The sequence below is a fragment of the Nocardiopsis sp. JB363 genome, assembly GCF_900143625.1.
GTDB lineage: Bacteria > Actinomycetota > Actinomycetes > Streptosporangiales > Streptosporangiaceae > Nocardiopsis.
The window spans coordinates 1-14,714 of the sequence record NZ_FRFF01000064.1 but is presented as its reverse complement, the minus strand read 5'-3'; the positions used below and the strand labels follow the sequence as shown (position 1 = coordinate 14,714).

16 protein-coding genes are annotated in these 14,714 nt (G+C 68.2%); 5 read left to right on the top strand and 11 right to left on the bottom strand.

Annotation, left to right across the window (positions count from 1 at the left end):
• Nucleotides 1-29: 29 nt before the first annotated feature.
• Complete coding sequence (locus BQ8420_RS09740) at nt 30-743, bottom strand: class I SAM-dependent methyltransferase (protein ID WP_087097547.1); 714 nt, start codon at nt 741-743, stop codon at nt 30-32.
• Nucleotides 744-888: 145 nt separating this feature from the next.
• Here BQ8420_RS09740 and BQ8420_RS09735 point away from each other — a divergent pair, with 145 nt between their 5' ends.
• The 4 genes from BQ8420_RS09735 to BQ8420_RS09720 all read left to right on the top strand — a co-directional run bounded on the left by BQ8420_RS09735 (nt 889) and on the right by BQ8420_RS09720 (nt 3,681).
• Nucleotides 889-1,719 carry an SDR family oxidoreductase gene (locus BQ8420_RS09735; protein ID WP_200815872.1) on the top strand — a complete coding sequence of 277 codons (831 nt, stop codon included), beginning with the start codon at nt 889-891 and terminating at the stop codon, nt 1,717-1,719.
• Between the two features lie 134 nt (nt 1,720-1,853).
• Nucleotides 1,854-2,117, top strand: a complete 264-nt coding sequence (locus BQ8420_RS09730) for a phosphoribosyl-ATP diphosphatase (RefSeq protein ID WP_014913038.1) — start codon at nt 1,854-1,856, stop codon at nt 2,115-2,117.
• An 89-nt stretch (nt 2,118-2,206) separates the two neighbouring features.
• Nucleotides 2,207-3,061, top strand: coding sequence for an ATP phosphoribosyltransferase (gene hisG / locus BQ8420_RS09725; protein WP_087097543.1), 855 nt, complete (start codon nt 2,207-2,209; stop codon nt 3,059-3,061).
• A 134-nt stretch (nt 3,062-3,195) separates the two neighbouring features.
• The gene (locus BQ8420_RS09720; RefSeq protein ID WP_087097540.1) at nt 3,196-3,681 is read left to right on the top strand and encodes a permease-like cell division protein FtsX; all 486 of its coding nucleotides are present in this window, start codon (nt 3,196-3,198) and stop codon (nt 3,679-3,681) included.
• On the opposite strand, the gene BQ8420_RS09715 is transcribed toward BQ8420_RS09720, so the two are convergent.
• From BQ8420_RS09715 to BQ8420_RS09700, 4 genes are all read right to left on the bottom strand, one after another.
• A complete protein-coding gene (locus BQ8420_RS09715; protein ID WP_235006028.1) occupies nt 3,621-4,064 on the bottom strand; it encodes a DoxX family protein in 444 nt (147 codons plus the stop codon). The genes BQ8420_RS09720 and BQ8420_RS09715 overlap by 61 nt on opposite strands.
• A 71-nt stretch (nt 4,065-4,135) precedes the next feature.
• Complete coding sequence (locus tag BQ8420_RS09710; protein ID WP_087097538.1) at nt 4,136-5,263, bottom strand: 2Fe-2S iron-sulfur cluster binding domain-containing protein; 1,128 nt, start codon at nt 5,261-5,263, stop codon at nt 4,136-4,138.
• Nucleotides 5,260-6,930 carry a hydroxylamine reductase gene (gene hcp / locus BQ8420_RS09705; RefSeq protein ID WP_087097536.1) on the bottom strand — a complete coding sequence of 557 codons (1,671 nt, stop codon included), beginning with the start codon at nt 6,928-6,930 and terminating at the stop codon, nt 5,260-5,262. Before hcp ends, BQ8420_RS09710 begins: the two co-directional genes overlap by 4 nt.
• 144 nt (nt 6,931-7,074) lie before the next feature.
• Nucleotides 7,075-7,761, bottom strand: a complete 687-nt coding sequence (locus BQ8420_RS09700) for a Crp/Fnr family transcriptional regulator (RefSeq protein ID WP_087097534.1) — start codon at nt 7,759-7,761, stop codon at nt 7,075-7,077.
• A gap of 194 nt (nt 7,762-7,955) precedes the next feature.
• Here BQ8420_RS09700 and BQ8420_RS09695 point away from each other — a divergent pair, with 194 nt between their 5' ends.
• The gene (locus BQ8420_RS09695) at nt 7,956-8,681 is read left to right on the top strand and encodes a spermidine synthase (RefSeq protein ID WP_087097532.1); all 726 of its coding nucleotides are present in this window, start codon (nt 7,956-7,958) and stop codon (nt 8,679-8,681) included.
• A 60-nt stretch (nt 8,682-8,741) separates the two neighbouring features.
• On the opposite strand, the gene BQ8420_RS09690 is transcribed toward BQ8420_RS09695, so the two are convergent.
• From BQ8420_RS09690 to pstB, 6 genes are all read right to left on the bottom strand, one after another.
• Entirely contained in the window at nt 8,742-8,960 is a 219-nt protein-coding gene (locus BQ8420_RS09690; RefSeq protein ID WP_087097530.1) for an EF-hand domain-containing protein, read from the bottom strand.
• 126 nt (nt 8,961-9,086) lie between these two features.
• Nucleotides 9,087-9,995, bottom strand: a complete 909-nt coding sequence (pstA, locus tag BQ8420_RS09685) for a phosphate ABC transporter permease PstA (RefSeq protein ID WP_087097528.1) — start codon at nt 9,993-9,995, stop codon at nt 9,087-9,089.
• Nucleotides 9,992-10,996 carry a phosphate ABC transporter permease subunit PstC gene (pstC, locus tag BQ8420_RS09680; RefSeq protein WP_087097526.1) on the bottom strand — a complete coding sequence of 335 codons (1,005 nt, stop codon included), beginning with the start codon at nt 10,994-10,996 and terminating at the stop codon, nt 9,992-9,994. The genes pstA and pstC overlap by 4 nt, the downstream gene beginning before the upstream one ends.
• Nucleotides 10,997-11,158: 162 nt before the next feature.
• Complete coding sequence (gene pstS / locus BQ8420_RS09675) at nt 11,159-12,358, bottom strand: phosphate ABC transporter substrate-binding protein PstS (RefSeq protein ID WP_087097524.1); 1,200 nt, start codon at nt 12,356-12,358, stop codon at nt 11,159-11,161.
• Between the two features lie 402 nt (nt 12,359-12,760).
• Nucleotides 12,761-13,543, bottom strand: coding sequence for a response regulator transcription factor (locus BQ8420_RS09670; RefSeq protein ID WP_087097522.1), 783 nt, complete (start codon nt 13,541-13,543; stop codon nt 12,761-12,763).
• A 49-nt stretch (nt 13,544-13,592) separates the two neighbouring features.
• Nucleotides 13,593-14,465, bottom strand: a complete 873-nt coding sequence (gene pstB, locus BQ8420_RS09665; protein ID WP_087097520.1) for a phosphate ABC transporter ATP-binding protein PstB — start codon at nt 14,463-14,465, stop codon at nt 13,593-13,595.
• Nucleotides 14,466-14,714: the final 249 nt, after the last annotated feature.

The window sequence follows — 14,714 nt, the reverse complement described above, 5'->3', positions numbered from 1 at the left end:
CGTCCTACCAGGTCGGGGCGTCGAGGGTGTCAGACCCGACGGTCGTTCTCCGGTTTGCGAAGGTGATGCACCCACGCCGGCGGGACGTTCGCGAAGACCTTCTCCGAGCCGATCCCATAGCGATCGATCCAGTCCTGGACGACCCAACCGCTTCGGGCCTGACGCAGGTAGTCCTCGCGCTTGGCGATGACCGCCTTGACCTCTTTGGTGTAGAGGTACCCGTAGAACGAGAGCGTTCCGCCCGGGCGGAGCACCGTGAAGTAGTAGTCGAGGATGCCCTTCACCTGGTCGGCGGTGAAGTTGGCGAACGGCAACCCGGACACGATCACGTCGTAGGTCCGGTCGGTGCCCATGTCGTTCACCAGGCATGCGTGCACTGTGGCGGCGTCGGCGATCCCGGACAACTCCGGGTCGCTCACCAGTAGTTCCTCGACGTAGGCGGCGAACTCGGGGTTGGCCTCGACCAGGTCGAGGGTGTCGCCGGGGCGCATGGCCGCCGCGATCCCACGGCTGATGGCGCCGGTACCGGCGCCCGCCTCCAGGATGCGCAGCGACCCGTTGGGGTCGGAGCGGGTGCGGACGTGTTCGGCCATCTCGTGTGCGAGCGCGCCGCTGCTCGGCAGGATGGATCCGGTGGCGTGGAAGGTTCGCAGCGCCTGACCGAAGAACAGTCTGGCGTCACGCAGGCGTTCCTCTAGTCGGAGGGCGGAAAGTGGTCCGGCATGGCTCTGTGTCTCGGACATGGTTGAACGCTAACGCCTCGAAGAGTCCCGAGGACGTTCGCGTCGGTGTTTGTCCGGGAAACACCGGGTGGGTAGCGCCACCGTGGAAACGGGAACCGGTGGTGTGCCCCCGCTCGTTCCGCACCGCGCGTCCTACCCTGGGGGCATGAGCGCATCGGACAGTACATCCCCCGATCTCGACCACCCGAGGACGGCGTTGGTCACCGGTGCCTCCAGCGGAATCGGCGAGGAGTTCGCCCGTAGGCTCGCCCAGCGCGGCCACGCCCTCGTACTCGTCGCACGGCGCGAGGAGCTCCTGGAAGAGGTCGCGGTCGAGCTGCGTGCGAGCTATGGAACCTCCGTGGAGGTGCTCGTCGCGGACCTGGGCGACCCCGAGGGTCTCGCCACGGTCATCGAACGCCTCGCCGAGGACGGTACCGGTGTACTCGACCCCATCGACCTGCTCGTCAACAACGCCGGTCGCGGGGAGGGCGGCGTCTTCGCCGAACAGGAGCCCGCCGAGATCGACGCGATGCTCGACCTCAACGTTCGCGCCGTCCTCCACCTGACCCGGGCCGTGCTCCCCATCCAGATCGCCCGCCGGGCCGCCGGTGAGACCCGGAAGCTGGGTGTGGTGAACGTGGCGTCCATGGCCGGGGAGATCCCCGCCAACCCGGGGGGTTCGGTCTACGGGGCGGGTAAGAAGTTCGTCACGATGTGGAGCGAGAGCGTCGCCGCGGAGGTGCGCAAACAGGGTGTGCACGTCACCGTGGTGCTGCCGGGATTCGTGCGCACCGACATGACGCGGGAGGTCCAGGCGCAGGGGATGCCCCAGTTCGCGTTCGTCCACAAGGAGCACATCGTCCGCGACGCGCTCACCGCGTGGTCGGCGGGGCGTGCCGCGGTCATCCCCGGAGCGCAGTACAAGATGGCCGACGGGCTCCTGCGCCTGCTGCCGCGCCCCCTGGTGCGTGCCGTCGCCCGTCGACTGGCCTGACCCGCCCGTCGGCGTCCGCACCGGGATCTGGCGGGCCGGCCGCTCCCACATGCTGAGACTTCTGGTCCCCGGTTGGTCAGCGGTCGCCCGGAGCGCCTACCCTGGGAGAGCACTGTCGGTCGAGGAAAGAGACCATGAAGACCTTCGAAGAGCTGTTCGCCGAGCTGTCCGAGAAGGCACGTTCCCGCCCCGAGGGGTCCGGGACCGTCGCCCAACTCGACGCCGGCGTCCATGCCATCGGCAAGAAGGTCGTCGAGGAGGCAGCCGAGGTCTGGATGGCCGCCGAGTACGAATCGGACGAGCAGGCCGCCGAAGAGATCTCGCAGCTCCTCTACCACCTCCAGGTTCTGATGCTGGCCCGCGGCCTGCGACTCGAGGACGTCTACAAGCATCTCTAGGTCGGCCCGCCTCGCGCCCCTTTTCGGGCGCGAGCGTACGCCGGCCACCGGACGTCCCGTACACCTGAGAGCGACCAAGGAACCAAGACATGCCCGACATGCTCAGAATCGCCGTGCCCAACAAGGGCCAATTGTCCGACCCCGCCGTCCAGATGCTCACCGAGGCCGGTTACCGGCAGCGCAAGAGCAGCCGTGACCTGGTGTTGGTCGACCCGGAGAACAACACCGAGTTCTTCTTCCTGCGCCCCAAGGACATCGCCGTCTACGTCGGTGAGGGCATCCTGAAGGCCGGGATCACCGGCCGCGACATGCTTCTGGACTCCGGCGCCCCCGTCGACGAGGTCCTGCCCCTCGGTTTCGGCGGATCCACCTTCCGATTCGCCGCCCCGGGCGGCTCCGGGATGACCGTCGCCGACCTCAACGGCAAGCGCGTCGCCACGTCCTTCGACGGCCTACTGGCCTCCTACTTGGGCGAGCAGGGCGTGGACGCGCGCGTCATCCACCTCGATGGGGCCGTGGAGAGCTCCGTCCAGCTGGGTGTGGCCGACGCGGTGGCCGACGTGGTCTCCACCGGCACCACGTTGCGCAACGCCGGCATGGAGACCTTCGGCGACCCCATCCTGGTCTCGGAGGCCGTCGTCATCCGGCCCACGAACGCTCCGGAGGACCCGCAGATCGACCAGTTGCTGCGGCGGCTGCGCGGTGTGCTGGTCGCCCGCGACTACGTGATGATGGACTACGACGTGCACGCCGAGCACCTGGAGGGCGCGGTCGCGCTCACACCGGGCATGGAGGGGCCGACGGTCTCCCCGCTGCACCGTGAGGGCTGGGTCGCGGTGCGATCGATGGTTCGGCGCGATGAGGCCCAACGCATCATGGACGACCTGTGGCAGCTGGGCGCTCGCGCCATCCTGGTCACCGACATCTACGCCTGCCGCCTGTAGAAGCCGCCCCGTCCGATCTCACCCCGCCTCGAACCGCCGCTGTCACGCGTGCGGTTCGGGGCGGGGCTTTTCGTTCCTCTCTTCGGGTCCGGCATCCTGGGAGCGCCATCGAAGAGAAACGAGGACCATCGAAGATGCCCGCCCCCCTGCGTCCGGTCGCCTTGGCCGCCGTTCCCCTCCTGTTCGTGGTCACCACCGGATGCGTTCCGCCCGGACTCGACGAGGCTTTGGTACCCGACGAGGGCCAAGAGCTGCTCAACGTCCTGGTGTGTACACGGACGTACCTGGACCCGTTGTGCGAGGGGCGTGAAAACGGGTTCGACAACGAGTGGGAGGAGATCGAGACCTTCCTGAACGAATCACCCGAGGTCGTGTCGTACCTCTTCGTCACTCAGGAGGACGCCTATCGGCAGTTCCTCGAAACGTCGGAGGAGGGCCCGCCCGAGGGGTTGCAGCCGGATGACCTCCCGCCCCGGTACGACGTGAGGGTCGAAGACGGTAACCGACGTGGGGCGGTCGCTTCGGCGATGGCGGAGATGTGCGGGGTGGTGGAGGTCCACTACGTCGAGGTCGGAGAGGACACGCGCACCGACTTCCCCGGAACCGGGGAGGGGTGCTGACCGCCGGCGGGGCGTGACTGGAGGGCCGCCCAGATCAGTGGGACCTGCAGGGGCACACGACCCCAGGCGATGAGCCGGTTGTCGGCCGGCCCGCGCAGTCGACCCGAACCCGAGTCCAGGGCCATTTGGATGTTCGCGGGCCACACGGCCAGCAACAGCGCGGCACTGGCCTGGCCGGCCCATTTCCGCCGGGTGAGCAACCCGAGCCCGCAGGCGAGTTCGGCCACTCCGCTGCCGTACACCAACTCCCGCCGGGCCGGGAGCCCCCGGGGCATGATCGCCTCGAACGGCTTGGGCGAGACCAGGTGCAACACCCCCGAGGTGACGAACGCGGCCCCCAGAGCGCGCGGGGCGATCCCGCGCAGCTTCTCGATACAGGTCATGGGACTTTCCTCTCGTGACGCGCCACCCCTAACCTACTCGCCGGTAGGTTCGGGGTGGAAGAGGAACAGCCTCACGAGGGCAGGAAACGCTCCCAGAACACGTTCTCCTCGGCGACACCGCCCTCGACCGCGGCCTCCAGGACCGAGTCGATCAACGGCGGCGGCCCGCACACGTACAGGTCGGGGAGCACGTCCTCGGACTTCAGGCCCGATCGCACGAGGTCGGCCGGGGTTCCGGCCGACCCCCGCCACGTGTCGCTCGGACGCCACACGCAGACCTCGAACTCGAAGCCCGGAAGGCCACCGACCGCGGAGATCGCCGGGGCCTCGGCGGCCAGCTCACGTATCTCCGACAGCCCGAAGACCTCCTCTTCCTCGTTGACCCCGAGGATCAACCGGACCGGATGCGGTTCCTGCCACTCGACCATGTGCCGGGCCATCGACAGCATCGGCGCGAGACCGGTCCCGCCGGCGACGAGCCAGCGCGGCCGCAGCCCCGTCTCGTTCAGCCCGAAGGCGCCCAGGGGGCCGCGAACGATGAGCTTCGATCCGGGGCGGGCCTCGTTCCGGAGGTGACCGGAGAACGCGCCCTCGGGCCGCAACCGGACGAAGAACTCCATCAGCCCTTCCCAGTTGCCGGTGTTGGCCAGTGAGTACGCCCGCTTGGCGTCCGCGCGTCCCGGCGGCTGGAGTTCCACGAACCGGCCGGGCTCGAACTGGCAGTCGAGCCCTTCGTCGGAGTCGGTGTCGAGCCGCACTTCGAGGCGGACGGTGTCCTTGGCCACCTCCTCCAACACGGTGATCGTGGCCTCCCGCACCGGGATCTCACCGCGCAGCACACGTGAACCGTCATAGGGCAGGTCCGCCGAGACCGGCCCCCGGGGGAAGGTGCGGCACAGCAGCACGCCCCTGTGCTCGTCCCGGTCCTCCTCCGACAGTGCCTGAGGGCTGTGGGAGCCCAACTCGTATTCGCCGTCCGTCACGTTGGCGTGGCAGGACCCGCAGGTGCCCTGCTTGCACGAGGCGGGCAGGGTGGCGCCCGCCGCCGCGGCGGCCTCCAGCACGTTCTGCTCGGGTGGACAGCAGAACTCCAGGTCCTCCCCGTCGGAGGTCGACAGTGTGACCGGGTGGCACCCGCCACCACCGCACCCGCAGGGACCGGAGTCGGCCTCCGGCGAGCCCGGGACCGTCTCGGTCATGCCCCCACCTCGCGCAACGCCGCGGCCACGTCGGCCACCGGATCGTCGATCGTCCGCAGCCCGAACCGGTCGATGAACTCGCCGACGAGGTCGGGTGTGAGGTAGGCGGGGAGCGTGGGGCCGAGGTTGATGCCGTGGAAGCCGAGCGCCAGCAGCGTGAGCAGGACCGCCACCGCCTTCTGCTCGGTCCAGGACAGCACCAGGGTCAGGGGCAGGTCGTTGATCCCGCATTCGAACGCGTCGGCCAGCGCCATGGCGATCTTGATCGCGGAATAGGCGTCGTTGCACTGCCCCGCGTCCAACAGCCGGGGGATCCCCTCGATGTCACCGAAGTCGTGCCGGTTGAAGCGGTACTTGGCGCAGCCCAGGGTGAGGATGATCGAGTCGTCCGGCGCCCCGAGCGCGAACTCCGTGTAGTAGCTGCGTCCCGGCGTGGGCCCGTCGCATCCGCTGATCAGGAAGAAGTGCCGGATGGCACCCCGCTTGACGGCGTCGGTCACCTGGTTGGAGATGGCGAGCACCGCGTCGCGCCCGAAGCCCACCATGATGGGCTTCTCCTCCGGGTCGGTCTCCTTGTATCCGGGAAGCGCCTTCGCCGCGCGGATCACCTGACGGAAGTCACCGTTGGCGACGTGCCGTACCCCGGGCCAGCCCACGGGGCCCGTGGTGAAGATCCGGCGCCGGTAGGAGGCGTGCGGTTCGATGATGCAGTTCGACGTCATCAGGATCGCGCCGGGGAACCGGGCGAACTCCTCCTGCTGGTCCTGCCACGCACCACCGTAGTTGCCGACTAGGTGGGGGTAGGCCTTGAGCAGCGGGTATCCGTGGGCGGGGAGCATCTCGCCGTGGGTGTAGACCTCGACCCCGGTGTCCTTGGTCTGTTCCAGCAGATCGGCCAGGTCCCGCATGTCGTGCCCGCTGACCAGGAGCACCTTGCCCTCCACCGGTGTCGTCCGCACGGCGGTGGGCTGTTGGGCCCCGAAGGTGCCGGTGTTGGCCCCGTCGAGTACCTCCATGACGGAGAAGTTCAGGTGTCCCAGGTCGAGGGCCTTTTCGATCAGCTCCTCGATGTCGGTGGGGTCGGTCGCCAGGTAGTCCAAGGCCGCCTCGACCCCGCCGAAGACCTCCGCGCTCTGGCCCCCCAACACGTGTGCGTGGTGGGCGTAGGCGCAGATCCCCTTGAGCGTGTAGAGGTGCAGCGAACGCATCCCGATGACGTCGGGGCCGACGACGTCGAGACCGGCGTCGACGCGGACGTCGGCCGACTGGCGCAGCAGCCCCTCCATGTCCGGCGCCGGCTGCCAACGGGCGGGGCCGGCCGGCTCCTCGGGGGCGATCCCTCGGGCTCGCGCGGCCTCCTCGTACCCGGTCTTCGCCCGGTCCCGGACCGCCGCGGCCTCCTGTAGGAGGGTGACGAAACGGGTCTGGCTGAAGTTCACGTTGGTGAGCGTGTTGAAGACCGAGAAGAGGATGAAGCCCGCGGCCTCGTCGTCGGGCGCGCCCAGCGCCCGTGCTCTGGTCGCGTACTGGGCGATGCCCTTGACCGCGTGGACCAGGAGGTCCTGTAGGTCCGAGGTGGGGGCGTCCTTGCCGCAGTTGCCGACGGGTCCCCCGCAGCCGATGACGGCGCCGGTCCTGTCGGTCTGCTCGCACTGGAAGCAGAACATGCGTGGTCCTTTCGCGGACTCGTCGTCTCCGTGGGCTCCGGCTGTGGTCGGAGCCGCGGGGCGAACGTAGACCCGCGCCGGGTCCCGTTTCCTTGATCCCGGTCAATCGGCGACCGAGTGTGATCCGGATCCCACGGTCGGCCCTCACCGCTCCAGAAGGGCGGTCAGCCGGGGGACGTCGTGCAGGACGATGCGGTTTCCCGCCACACCGATCAGACCGTCGGCGGACAGGTCGTGCAGTACCCGGGAGAACGTCTCCGGAGCGATGTTGAGCCGGGAGGCGAGCACCTGTTTGCGGGTGGGGAGGCGCACCACATTCCCGGTCGCGTCGTCGCCCTCGGCCTCCTGCAACAGCAGCCCCACGACCCGCTGCGTGCCCGACATCAAGGAGTAGGACTTGACGTCCTGAAGCAACCGGTGGAGACGCCCCGCCATGTTCGCCAGGATCCGGCGGGCGAAGGCCGGGTCCCGGTCGAGCAGACCGAACACCGCGGTGCCGGACACGACCAACAACTCCGTGGCGGCCAGTGCGGTCGCGGTGGCGGGGGCGTCGCGTCCCTCGAAGAGGATGGCCGCGCCGAAACTCTCACCCTCCCGGATGATCTCGACCACCTTGCGGGCTCCGTCGGCGGTCGACACGGTCAGCTGCATCTGCCCGCGCAGGACCATGAAGAACCCGCGGGTCGGGCTCCCCTGGTGGAAGGCGGCCTCGTCCCGGTCCAGCGATACGAACCGACAACCCCTGGAGAGGGCGTCGAGTTGCCCCGGGGCGAGCCCTTGGAAGAGCGGTGTCCGTGACAGCAGGTCCGACACCGACGTGGTCGTGAGCATGGGGGTATCTCCTGCTCGGGGCGGGCCGGAACCGGGAGCGGGCGCCCGCACCCGGTTTCTCGGGTGGCCGTGCGTCCCCAGTGTCCTTCGGTCCCCCGGCCCTCGTCTGCCGACGATGGTCTCCGTTCGCCCGCCGAAGGGCGCATATCCAGAGTCACCGCGCCCTTTCCGCGCGGGGCGGGCACAATGGGGCCATGAACCAGCGAACGGGATACCTCGCGCCCGAGGAGGAATCGGTCACCCTGGCCCGCGTGACCGGGGAGACCGGCGGCGAGTTGGTGCTGCGCCGTGTGGGCGCGCACTACGAGATCTACTCCAACGGTCTTTTCCTCATGGACACCCGGGACGGCACCTCGGAGCGGGAGATGGTCCGCGAGAGCCTGGAGGCCCTGCCGAAGGGGCGTTCGCACGCGCGTGTGCTGATCGGTGGGTTGGGCGTGGGTTTCTCCGCCCGGGAAGCCCTCGACCATCCGCAGGTCTCTCGTGTGGACGTCGTGGAGCTGGAGCCCCAGGTGATCGCCTGGCACGACGACGAGCTCGGTGAGGCCGCCGACTTCGTCCACCACGACCCGCGCTGCCGGGTGTACAACGAGGACATCGTCGCCTGGCTGGCCAAGGCCGCGGCGAAGCCGAAACCCGCCCGCTACGACGTCATCTGTCTGGACACCGACAACGGGCCCGACTGGACCGTGGTGGAGAACAACAACCGCCTGTACGAGGCGGCCGGCCTGGAACAGCTCACCCGGTTGCTGGCCCCCGGAGGGGTGCTCTCGTTCTGGAGCGCCAACGACGTCGAGAGCTTCGAGAAGTTGCTGCGCGCCCACTTCGAGGAGGTGGAGGTCGTGGAGGTCACGGTCGCCCGGGGCATCCCGGACACCGTCTACCTCGCCTCGAAGCCGTTGTCGGAGCAGCCCCTCTAGCCCGCTGGGGCAGGGCCCGTCGCCGCGGTCGGTCGGCGCGGTGACGTGCCCCCACCCGGATCAGCCCTTGTTCTGGGACATGTAACGGGCGAACTCCTCCAGGGAGATGCGCTGGTCGCCGTCGGAGTCCATCGCTCGCACCACCTCGGCGGCCTGCTCCTCAGTGGTCTCGTCGCCGAGGTTGCGCATCAGGGTGGCCAGTTCCTGGGCGGAGATGAGGCCGTCGCCGTCGACGTCCACAAGGGCGAACGTGGCGGCGTACTCGGTGGTCTCGGGCATCGGGGGTCACACTCCGGGTCGTCTCGGGATGAGGGTTCGGGCAAGGTTACCGCCGCCCGACCGGGCCGGGAAAGCCCGCGGGGCCGCGCTCCGAAAGGAACACGGCCCCGCGGGAAGGGGTGCGGATCAGGTGGTGTTGGTGGCGGCCTTGGAACCGATCCACCGGGCGATCACGGTGAAGAGCAGCACCAGCGCGAACAGGCACAGTGCGGCGCCCCAGGCGCGGTCGATACCGGCCTCGAAGGGTTGGGCGGCGCCCTTGAAGAGCTGGAGGGGCACCGAACCCTGCGGGTCGCCCTGGAAGCTGGTGACGATGAGGCCGGAACCGAACGCGGTCAGCATCAGGGGCGCGGTCTCACCGATGCCTCGGGCGATCGCCAGCATCGAACCCGTGGTCAGACCCGGCGCCGCGGTCGGCAGCACCGTGTGCACGATCGTCTGCCACTTGCGCGCGCCCAGACCGTAGCTGGCGTTGCGCATCTCGTTCGGGACCAGCCGCAGCATCTCCTCAGCGGACCTGGTCACGATGGGCAGCATCATCACGGCGATGGCCACGGCGCCCACGAAGGTACCGAAGCCCAAGCCGCCCCAGCCGATCACCAACAGGCCGTAGACGAACAGACCCACGAAGATCGACGGGATACCGGTCATCACGTCGGTGAAGAAGCGGATCGCCGAGGTCATCCGGTTGGGCCCGTACTCGACGATGTACACGGCGGTGGCGATGCCGAACGGGAGCGACATCAGGATGGCCAGCGCCATGATGTACAAGGTTCCGAAGAACCCGGCCGCGTAACCGCCGCCATCGCGTCGGGGCGGGGGCTCGGTCTGGAGGAAGAAGTCCAGGTTCACCACGCCGATGCCGCGACGGGTCACCTCGAAGATGATCAGCACCAGGGGGATCATCGCGAGGATCATCGCGCCGGTCAGGGCCACGGTGGCGCTGCGGTCCTTGAACCGGCGGAACCCGGAACCCGGGGGGCGTTGGCTCAGCGGAACGTGCTTGCGCGGGGGAGTCGAGGTCATGGTGCTCATACGGCGGCGTCTCCCGTCATGCGCCCCAGGCGCCAGACGATGACGCGGGCGAGGATGTTGACGATCATCGTGACCAGGAACAGGGCGACACCGATGGCCATCAGTGCGGTCCTGGCCTCGGGTCCGGCCTCACCGAAGGTGGCGGCGATGTGCGAGGCCATGCTGCTACCGGTGCTGAACAGGCTCGAACCCCAGGACTGGGAGCCACCGATGAGCATCAGGACCGCGATGGTCTCACCCAACGCGCGGCCCAGACCCAGCATGGCGGCGGCCACGATTCCGGAGAAGCTGGCCGGCAGCACCACCTTGCGCAGAACCTCCCACCGGGTGGAACCCAGGGCGTAGGCGGCCATGCGCTGGTCGATCGGGTGTACCACGATGACCTCGCGGATGATGGCGGTCATGATCGGCAGGATCATGATGGCCAGGACGATCCCGGCGGGCAGGTAACCGACGCCGCGGATCGGGCCCTCGAAGAGGAAGAACCACCCGAACGTGTTCCCGAGGAACTCGAAGAACGGGCGGAGCACGTTCGGCAGGAACCAGTGCAGGCCCCACAGGCCGAAGATGACGCTGGGCACCGCGGCCAGCAGCTCCACCGTGTAGGAGAGCGGCTTGGCGAGACGGCGCGGCGCGAGGTGCGTGATGTAGAAGGCGACCATGATCGCCAGCGGCAGTGCGATGACGATGGCGATGGTCGCGGTGACCAGGGTGCCGTAGATGAACGGCCAGGCACCGTAGGTGCCGGTGATCTCGGTCCGGGAGCTACCGGAGGTCCAGTCCTCGCCGGTGAGGAAGCCGAAGAAGCCTTCCTTGGCGAAGACGGGCCAGGCTTCGGTGGTGGTGCGGATCACCATCAGGGCCAGGATGACCAGCACGATCGTTCCGCAGGCCGCGACGACCCACTTGAAGATCGGGTCGGCCATGCGCCCCTTGCCTGAGCGGAGGGAACTGCGCCGGGGTTCCTCCGGGGCCGGGGCCTCGGGGGCCTGAGTGGACATTGTGCTTCTCCTTGATGGCTTTCGTGGGAGTCGGAGAGCGGTTCACCCCTGTTCTGCGTGCCCCGGGGTGTGAGGGGCGGGGCGCCGAACCCGTGTTCCGCGCCCCGTCATGCGAGGGAGGCGGTGGGGCCGGGAATCCGAGTCCCGGCCCCACCTGAGGGGTTACTCCTGGTCGGAGCCCTCTTCGGCCTCGGCGTCTTCCTCGGTGCCGGCCTCGGCGTCGTCACCTTCGGCGGAGTCGTCCTCGGCGCCCTCTTCGGTGTCACCCTCGCCGCCGCCGTTCTCGGAGTTGGTCTTCTCCAGTTCGGCGATGACGCGGTCGGTCAGCTCGTCACCGAGCGGCGCGTAGCCCAGCTCGCCGGCGACGCTCTGGGCACCCTCGTCGGTCAGGGCCCAGGTCCAGAAGTCGATGATGGCGTCGGCGGTGGCGTCCTCGTAACCGCAGGTGTAGGTGAAGATCCAGTTGGTACCGGCGATCGGGTAGCCCTCGCCACCGATGTCGTCGATGGCGAACTGGAAGTTGTCCGGAACGTCGGCCTCTTCGGAGGCGGCGATGGTGGCGTCGAGGGTCGGCTCGATCGGGTTGCCGTCCTCGTTGACGATGGTGGCGACGGACAGGCCCGCCTCCTGGGCGAAGGACTGGTTCAAGTAGCCCATGCCGCCCGGGTTCTGGCTGATGCCCTGGGCCACGCCGTCGTTCTGCTGGCCACCGACCAGGCCGGACGCCCAGTCGAGCTCCTTGCCCTCGCCGTATTCGTCGGCCCACGACTCGACCTCGGTGGAGAGGTAGTGCGTGAAGACCGCGGTGGTGCCGGAGCTGTCGGAGCGGTGGACCGGAACGATCTCGTCGCTGGGCAGGTCCATGTCCGGGTTGAGCTCGGCGATGGCCGGGTCGTCGAACGTGGTGATCTCGGTGGAGTAGATGTCGGCGATGGTCTGCGCGTCCAGCACCAGACCATCCAGCTCCGGGTTGTCGAAGGCGATGACCACGGAGCCGAACACGACCGGGAACTGGACCGCTTCGCAGCCGCGACTCTCGGCGGCCACGGCCAGGTCCTCTTCACCGAGGTACTCCTCGGAGGAACCGAAGTCGACGGTCTCCTCCAGGAACTGCTCGATACCCGCGCCGGAGCCGACGCTCTGGTAGTTGATGTCCACGCCCGGCTGGACGTCGTTGCTGTAGCTGTAGATCCAGTCCTGGAAGAGAGGGTCCGGGAAGCTGGCTCCGGCGCCGGTCAGCGAAGCGCTGAGCTCGGCGTCGGTGCTGGCAGCACTGCCACTTTCCTCTTCACCACTGCTGCACGCCGCCGCGAGCAGGGGGATGGCCGCCAGAACGGCGAGCTTGGAACGCCCGTTGCGCATGTCGTAGTTCTCCTCGTTGAATCACCGCTGTCGGGGCTGACGTAAAACGACACTAGGCGCGCAGAAAGACCCAGTGTCATCGGATGAGAAGACGTTCGATAGAAGGCGGGTGAATGACGGATGAACGAAAGTAACCGATTGATAACGGGAGCTGTGTTCGTTGGTTTCCGTCATATCGCGTGTTCGCCGAGTGACGTTCCGGTTCGCCCACTTGAGCTGCGGAAACCAGGGCAGGGGGCTGAGGAGTGGGAGCGTTCGCCCATGGTTCGGATGACCTGTCCGATCCCACCGTGTTCACCTGAACGTGTGTCGGAGAAATGTCCGAGAGAACATGGGAGAACGGCCTCTCCGGCCGGTGCCGGAGGGCCTGTTTCGTGGAATGCGGAAGGTTTCTTCTTCGGCCTATCCGCCATTTCCCGTATCGAGTCGATAACCGATCCCGCGCACCGTGTGGATGAAACGGGGTCTGGCCTCGGAGTCGCCGAGCTTGTGCCGCAGTCGCCGGATGTGCACGGCGATCGTGTTGTTCACCGGAGGCAGGGGCTTGTGCCATACCTCGGTCCACAGCTCCTCGCGACTGACCACGCGACCGCTGTTGCGCAGCAGGAAGTCCATGATCCCGAACTCCCGTAGGGCCAGGTTGACCGGCTGCCCGTCCACGAACAGTCGGTGGCCCAACGCATCCAGCTCCAGGTCGCCCGAACGAAGCGCCGACGACGAGGCGGTGTTCTCCGGCAGGCCTTCCGACCCCGGTAGCGAACCGCGCAGCAGGGCCGATAGTTCCGGGATCCGGTAGGGCCGGCTCACACACGCCGTCGCCCCCGCGGACAGGGCCCGGACCGCCCGCTGTGAGTCACCCGGACCCACTCCGATGAGGATGGGGATGTCCGTGGCGCGTCGGGTCACCCGCACCAGGGTCTCCAGGTCGACCTCCGACGGGTCCGCGCTGGTCAACAGAGTGTCCGGACGCAACAGCCCCACCCTCAGCAGGGCCTCGGCACCGTCCACGCACACCGTGATGTCCACGTCGTGTCCGCTCAGCGACAGCACCAGCTGGTGCGACTGCTCGGATTCGGGCTCCACCAGCAGAACCCTCAGCGGACCCTCCGCCCGTCCCGTGCGGACCTCGTCGTCCGGGGCACCCGAAGGAGGTGGAACCGGGGAGGAGGAGGTGAGCGCGGTCATGGGCGGGGTCCACTTCGTCGAGGGGGTGGTCGGGTGGCGCGCGATAGCCCTACCCGAAGCGGCCCGAGATGTAGTCCTCGGTGCGCTGGTCGGACGGCTTGCTGAAGATCGTCCCGGTCTCGTCGAACTCCACGAGGCTGCCGTAACGGTCGCCCACGTCGTCCACGCCCGCGGTGAAGAACGCGGTGCGGTCCGAAACACGGGCCGCCTGCTGCATGTTGTGGGTGACGATGACGATCGTGTACTCGGCCGCCAGCTCGTACATCAGGTCTTCGATCTTGAGCGTGGCGATCGGGTCCAGAGCCGAGCAGGGCTCGTCCATGAGGATGACCTCGGGGTTCACCGCGATGGTGCGGGCGATGCACAGACGCTGCTGCTGACCACCGGACAGCGCGAAGGCGCTCTCCTTGAGCTTGTCCTTGACCTCGTCCCACAGGGCGGCCTTGGTGAGGGTCTCCTCGACCAGGTCGTCCATGTTGCCGCGCATCCCGTTGATCCGGGGACCGTAGGCGACGTTGTCGTAGATGGACTTGGGGAACGGGTTGGGCTTCTGGAAGACCATGCCGATACGGCGGCGGACCTCGATCGGGTCCACGTCGGAGGCGTACAGGTCCTCACCGTGGTAGGTCACCTTGCCCTCGACCCGGGCGCCCGGGATGAGGTCGTTCATGCGGTTCAGGGTGCGCAGAACCGTGCTCTTGCCGCAGCCGGACGGGCCGATCATCGCGGTGATCTGGCGCGGACCCACCTTCAGGTTCACGTCGCGTACGGCCTTGTTGGACCCGTAGTAGATCGACAGGTCGGCGATGTCGAAGACGGGGGCGCCCAGGTCGGGAACCTCACGGTTGTACCGGACGGTGTCGGGGGCGACCCCGCGGCCGGACTCGGTTCCGCGAGGGGACGCGGTGTTGCTGACAGACATGTGGCCACTTCCGGTTCGGACGGGGCTTGTGCGGTGGTCTCACCCTGGGGTGACACCCGCGGAGCGCGGTCGATACCCATCGAAACGGGTGTGCGTGAAGCGAAGGTGAACGAACCTCGTGGCCAAGATGAACGTGGGAGGTGGAGTGCGAAGCACCCGGTGACCTTCCGGTGTCCTCACTGTTGAGGAGGGGAACGTCGTCGGAGGCCGGGTGACGGTCGGACCGGGGCGGGATCGGGGGGATCAGGG

Coding starts and splice junctions, on each gene's coding strand:
- BQ8420_RS09740 (WP_087097547.1), bottom strand. CDS start 743: ATGTCCGAGACACAGAGCCATGCCGGACCACTTTCCGCCCTCCGACTA.
- BQ8420_RS09735 (WP_200815872.1), top strand. CDS start 889: ATGAGCGCATCGGACAGTACATCCCCCGATCTCGACCACCCGAGGACG.
- BQ8420_RS09730 (WP_014913038.1), top strand. CDS start 1,854: ATGAAGACCTTCGAAGAGCTGTTCGCCGAGCTGTCCGAGAAGGCACGT.
- hisG (WP_087097543.1), top strand. CDS start 2,207: ATGCCCGACATGCTCAGAATCGCCGTGCCCAACAAGGGCCAATTGTCC.
- BQ8420_RS09720 (WP_087097540.1), top strand. CDS start 3,196: ATGCCCGCCCCCCTGCGTCCGGTCGCCTTGGCCGCCGTTCCCCTCCTG.
- BQ8420_RS09715 (WP_235006028.1), bottom strand. CDS start 4,064: ATGACCTGTATCGAGAAGCTGCGCGGGATCGCCCCGCGCGCTCTGGGG.
- BQ8420_RS09710 (WP_087097538.1), bottom strand. CDS start 5,263: ATGACCGAGACGGTCCCGGGCTCGCCGGAGGCCGACTCCGGTCCCTGC.
- hcp (WP_087097536.1), bottom strand. CDS start 6,930: ATGTTCTGCTTCCAGTGCGAGCAGACCGACAGGACCGGCGCCGTCATC.
- BQ8420_RS09700 (WP_087097534.1), bottom strand. CDS start 7,761: ATGCTCACGACCACGTCGGTGTCGGACCTGCTGTCACGGACACCGCTC.
- BQ8420_RS09695 (WP_087097532.1), top strand. CDS start 7,956: ATGAACCAGCGAACGGGATACCTCGCGCCCGAGGAGGAATCGGTCACC.
- BQ8420_RS09690 (WP_087097530.1), bottom strand. CDS start 8,960: ATGCCCGAGACCACCGAGTACGCCGCCACGTTCGCCCTTGTGGACGTC.
- pstA (WP_087097528.1), bottom strand. CDS start 9,995: ATGAGCACCATGACCTCGACTCCCCCGCGCAAGCACGTTCCGCTGAGC.
- pstC (WP_087097526.1), bottom strand. CDS start 10,996: ATGTCCACTCAGGCCCCCGAGGCCCCGGCCCCGGAGGAACCCCGGCGC.
- pstS (WP_087097524.1), bottom strand. CDS start 12,358: ATGCGCAACGGGCGTTCCAAGCTCGCCGTTCTGGCGGCCATCCCCCTG.
- BQ8420_RS09670 (WP_087097522.1), bottom strand. CDS start 13,543: ATGACCGCGCTCACCTCCTCCTCCCCGGTTCCACCTCCTTCGGGTGCC.
- pstB (WP_087097520.1), bottom strand. CDS start 14,465: ATGTCTGTCAGCAACACCGCGTCCCCTCGCGGAACCGAGTCCGGCCGC.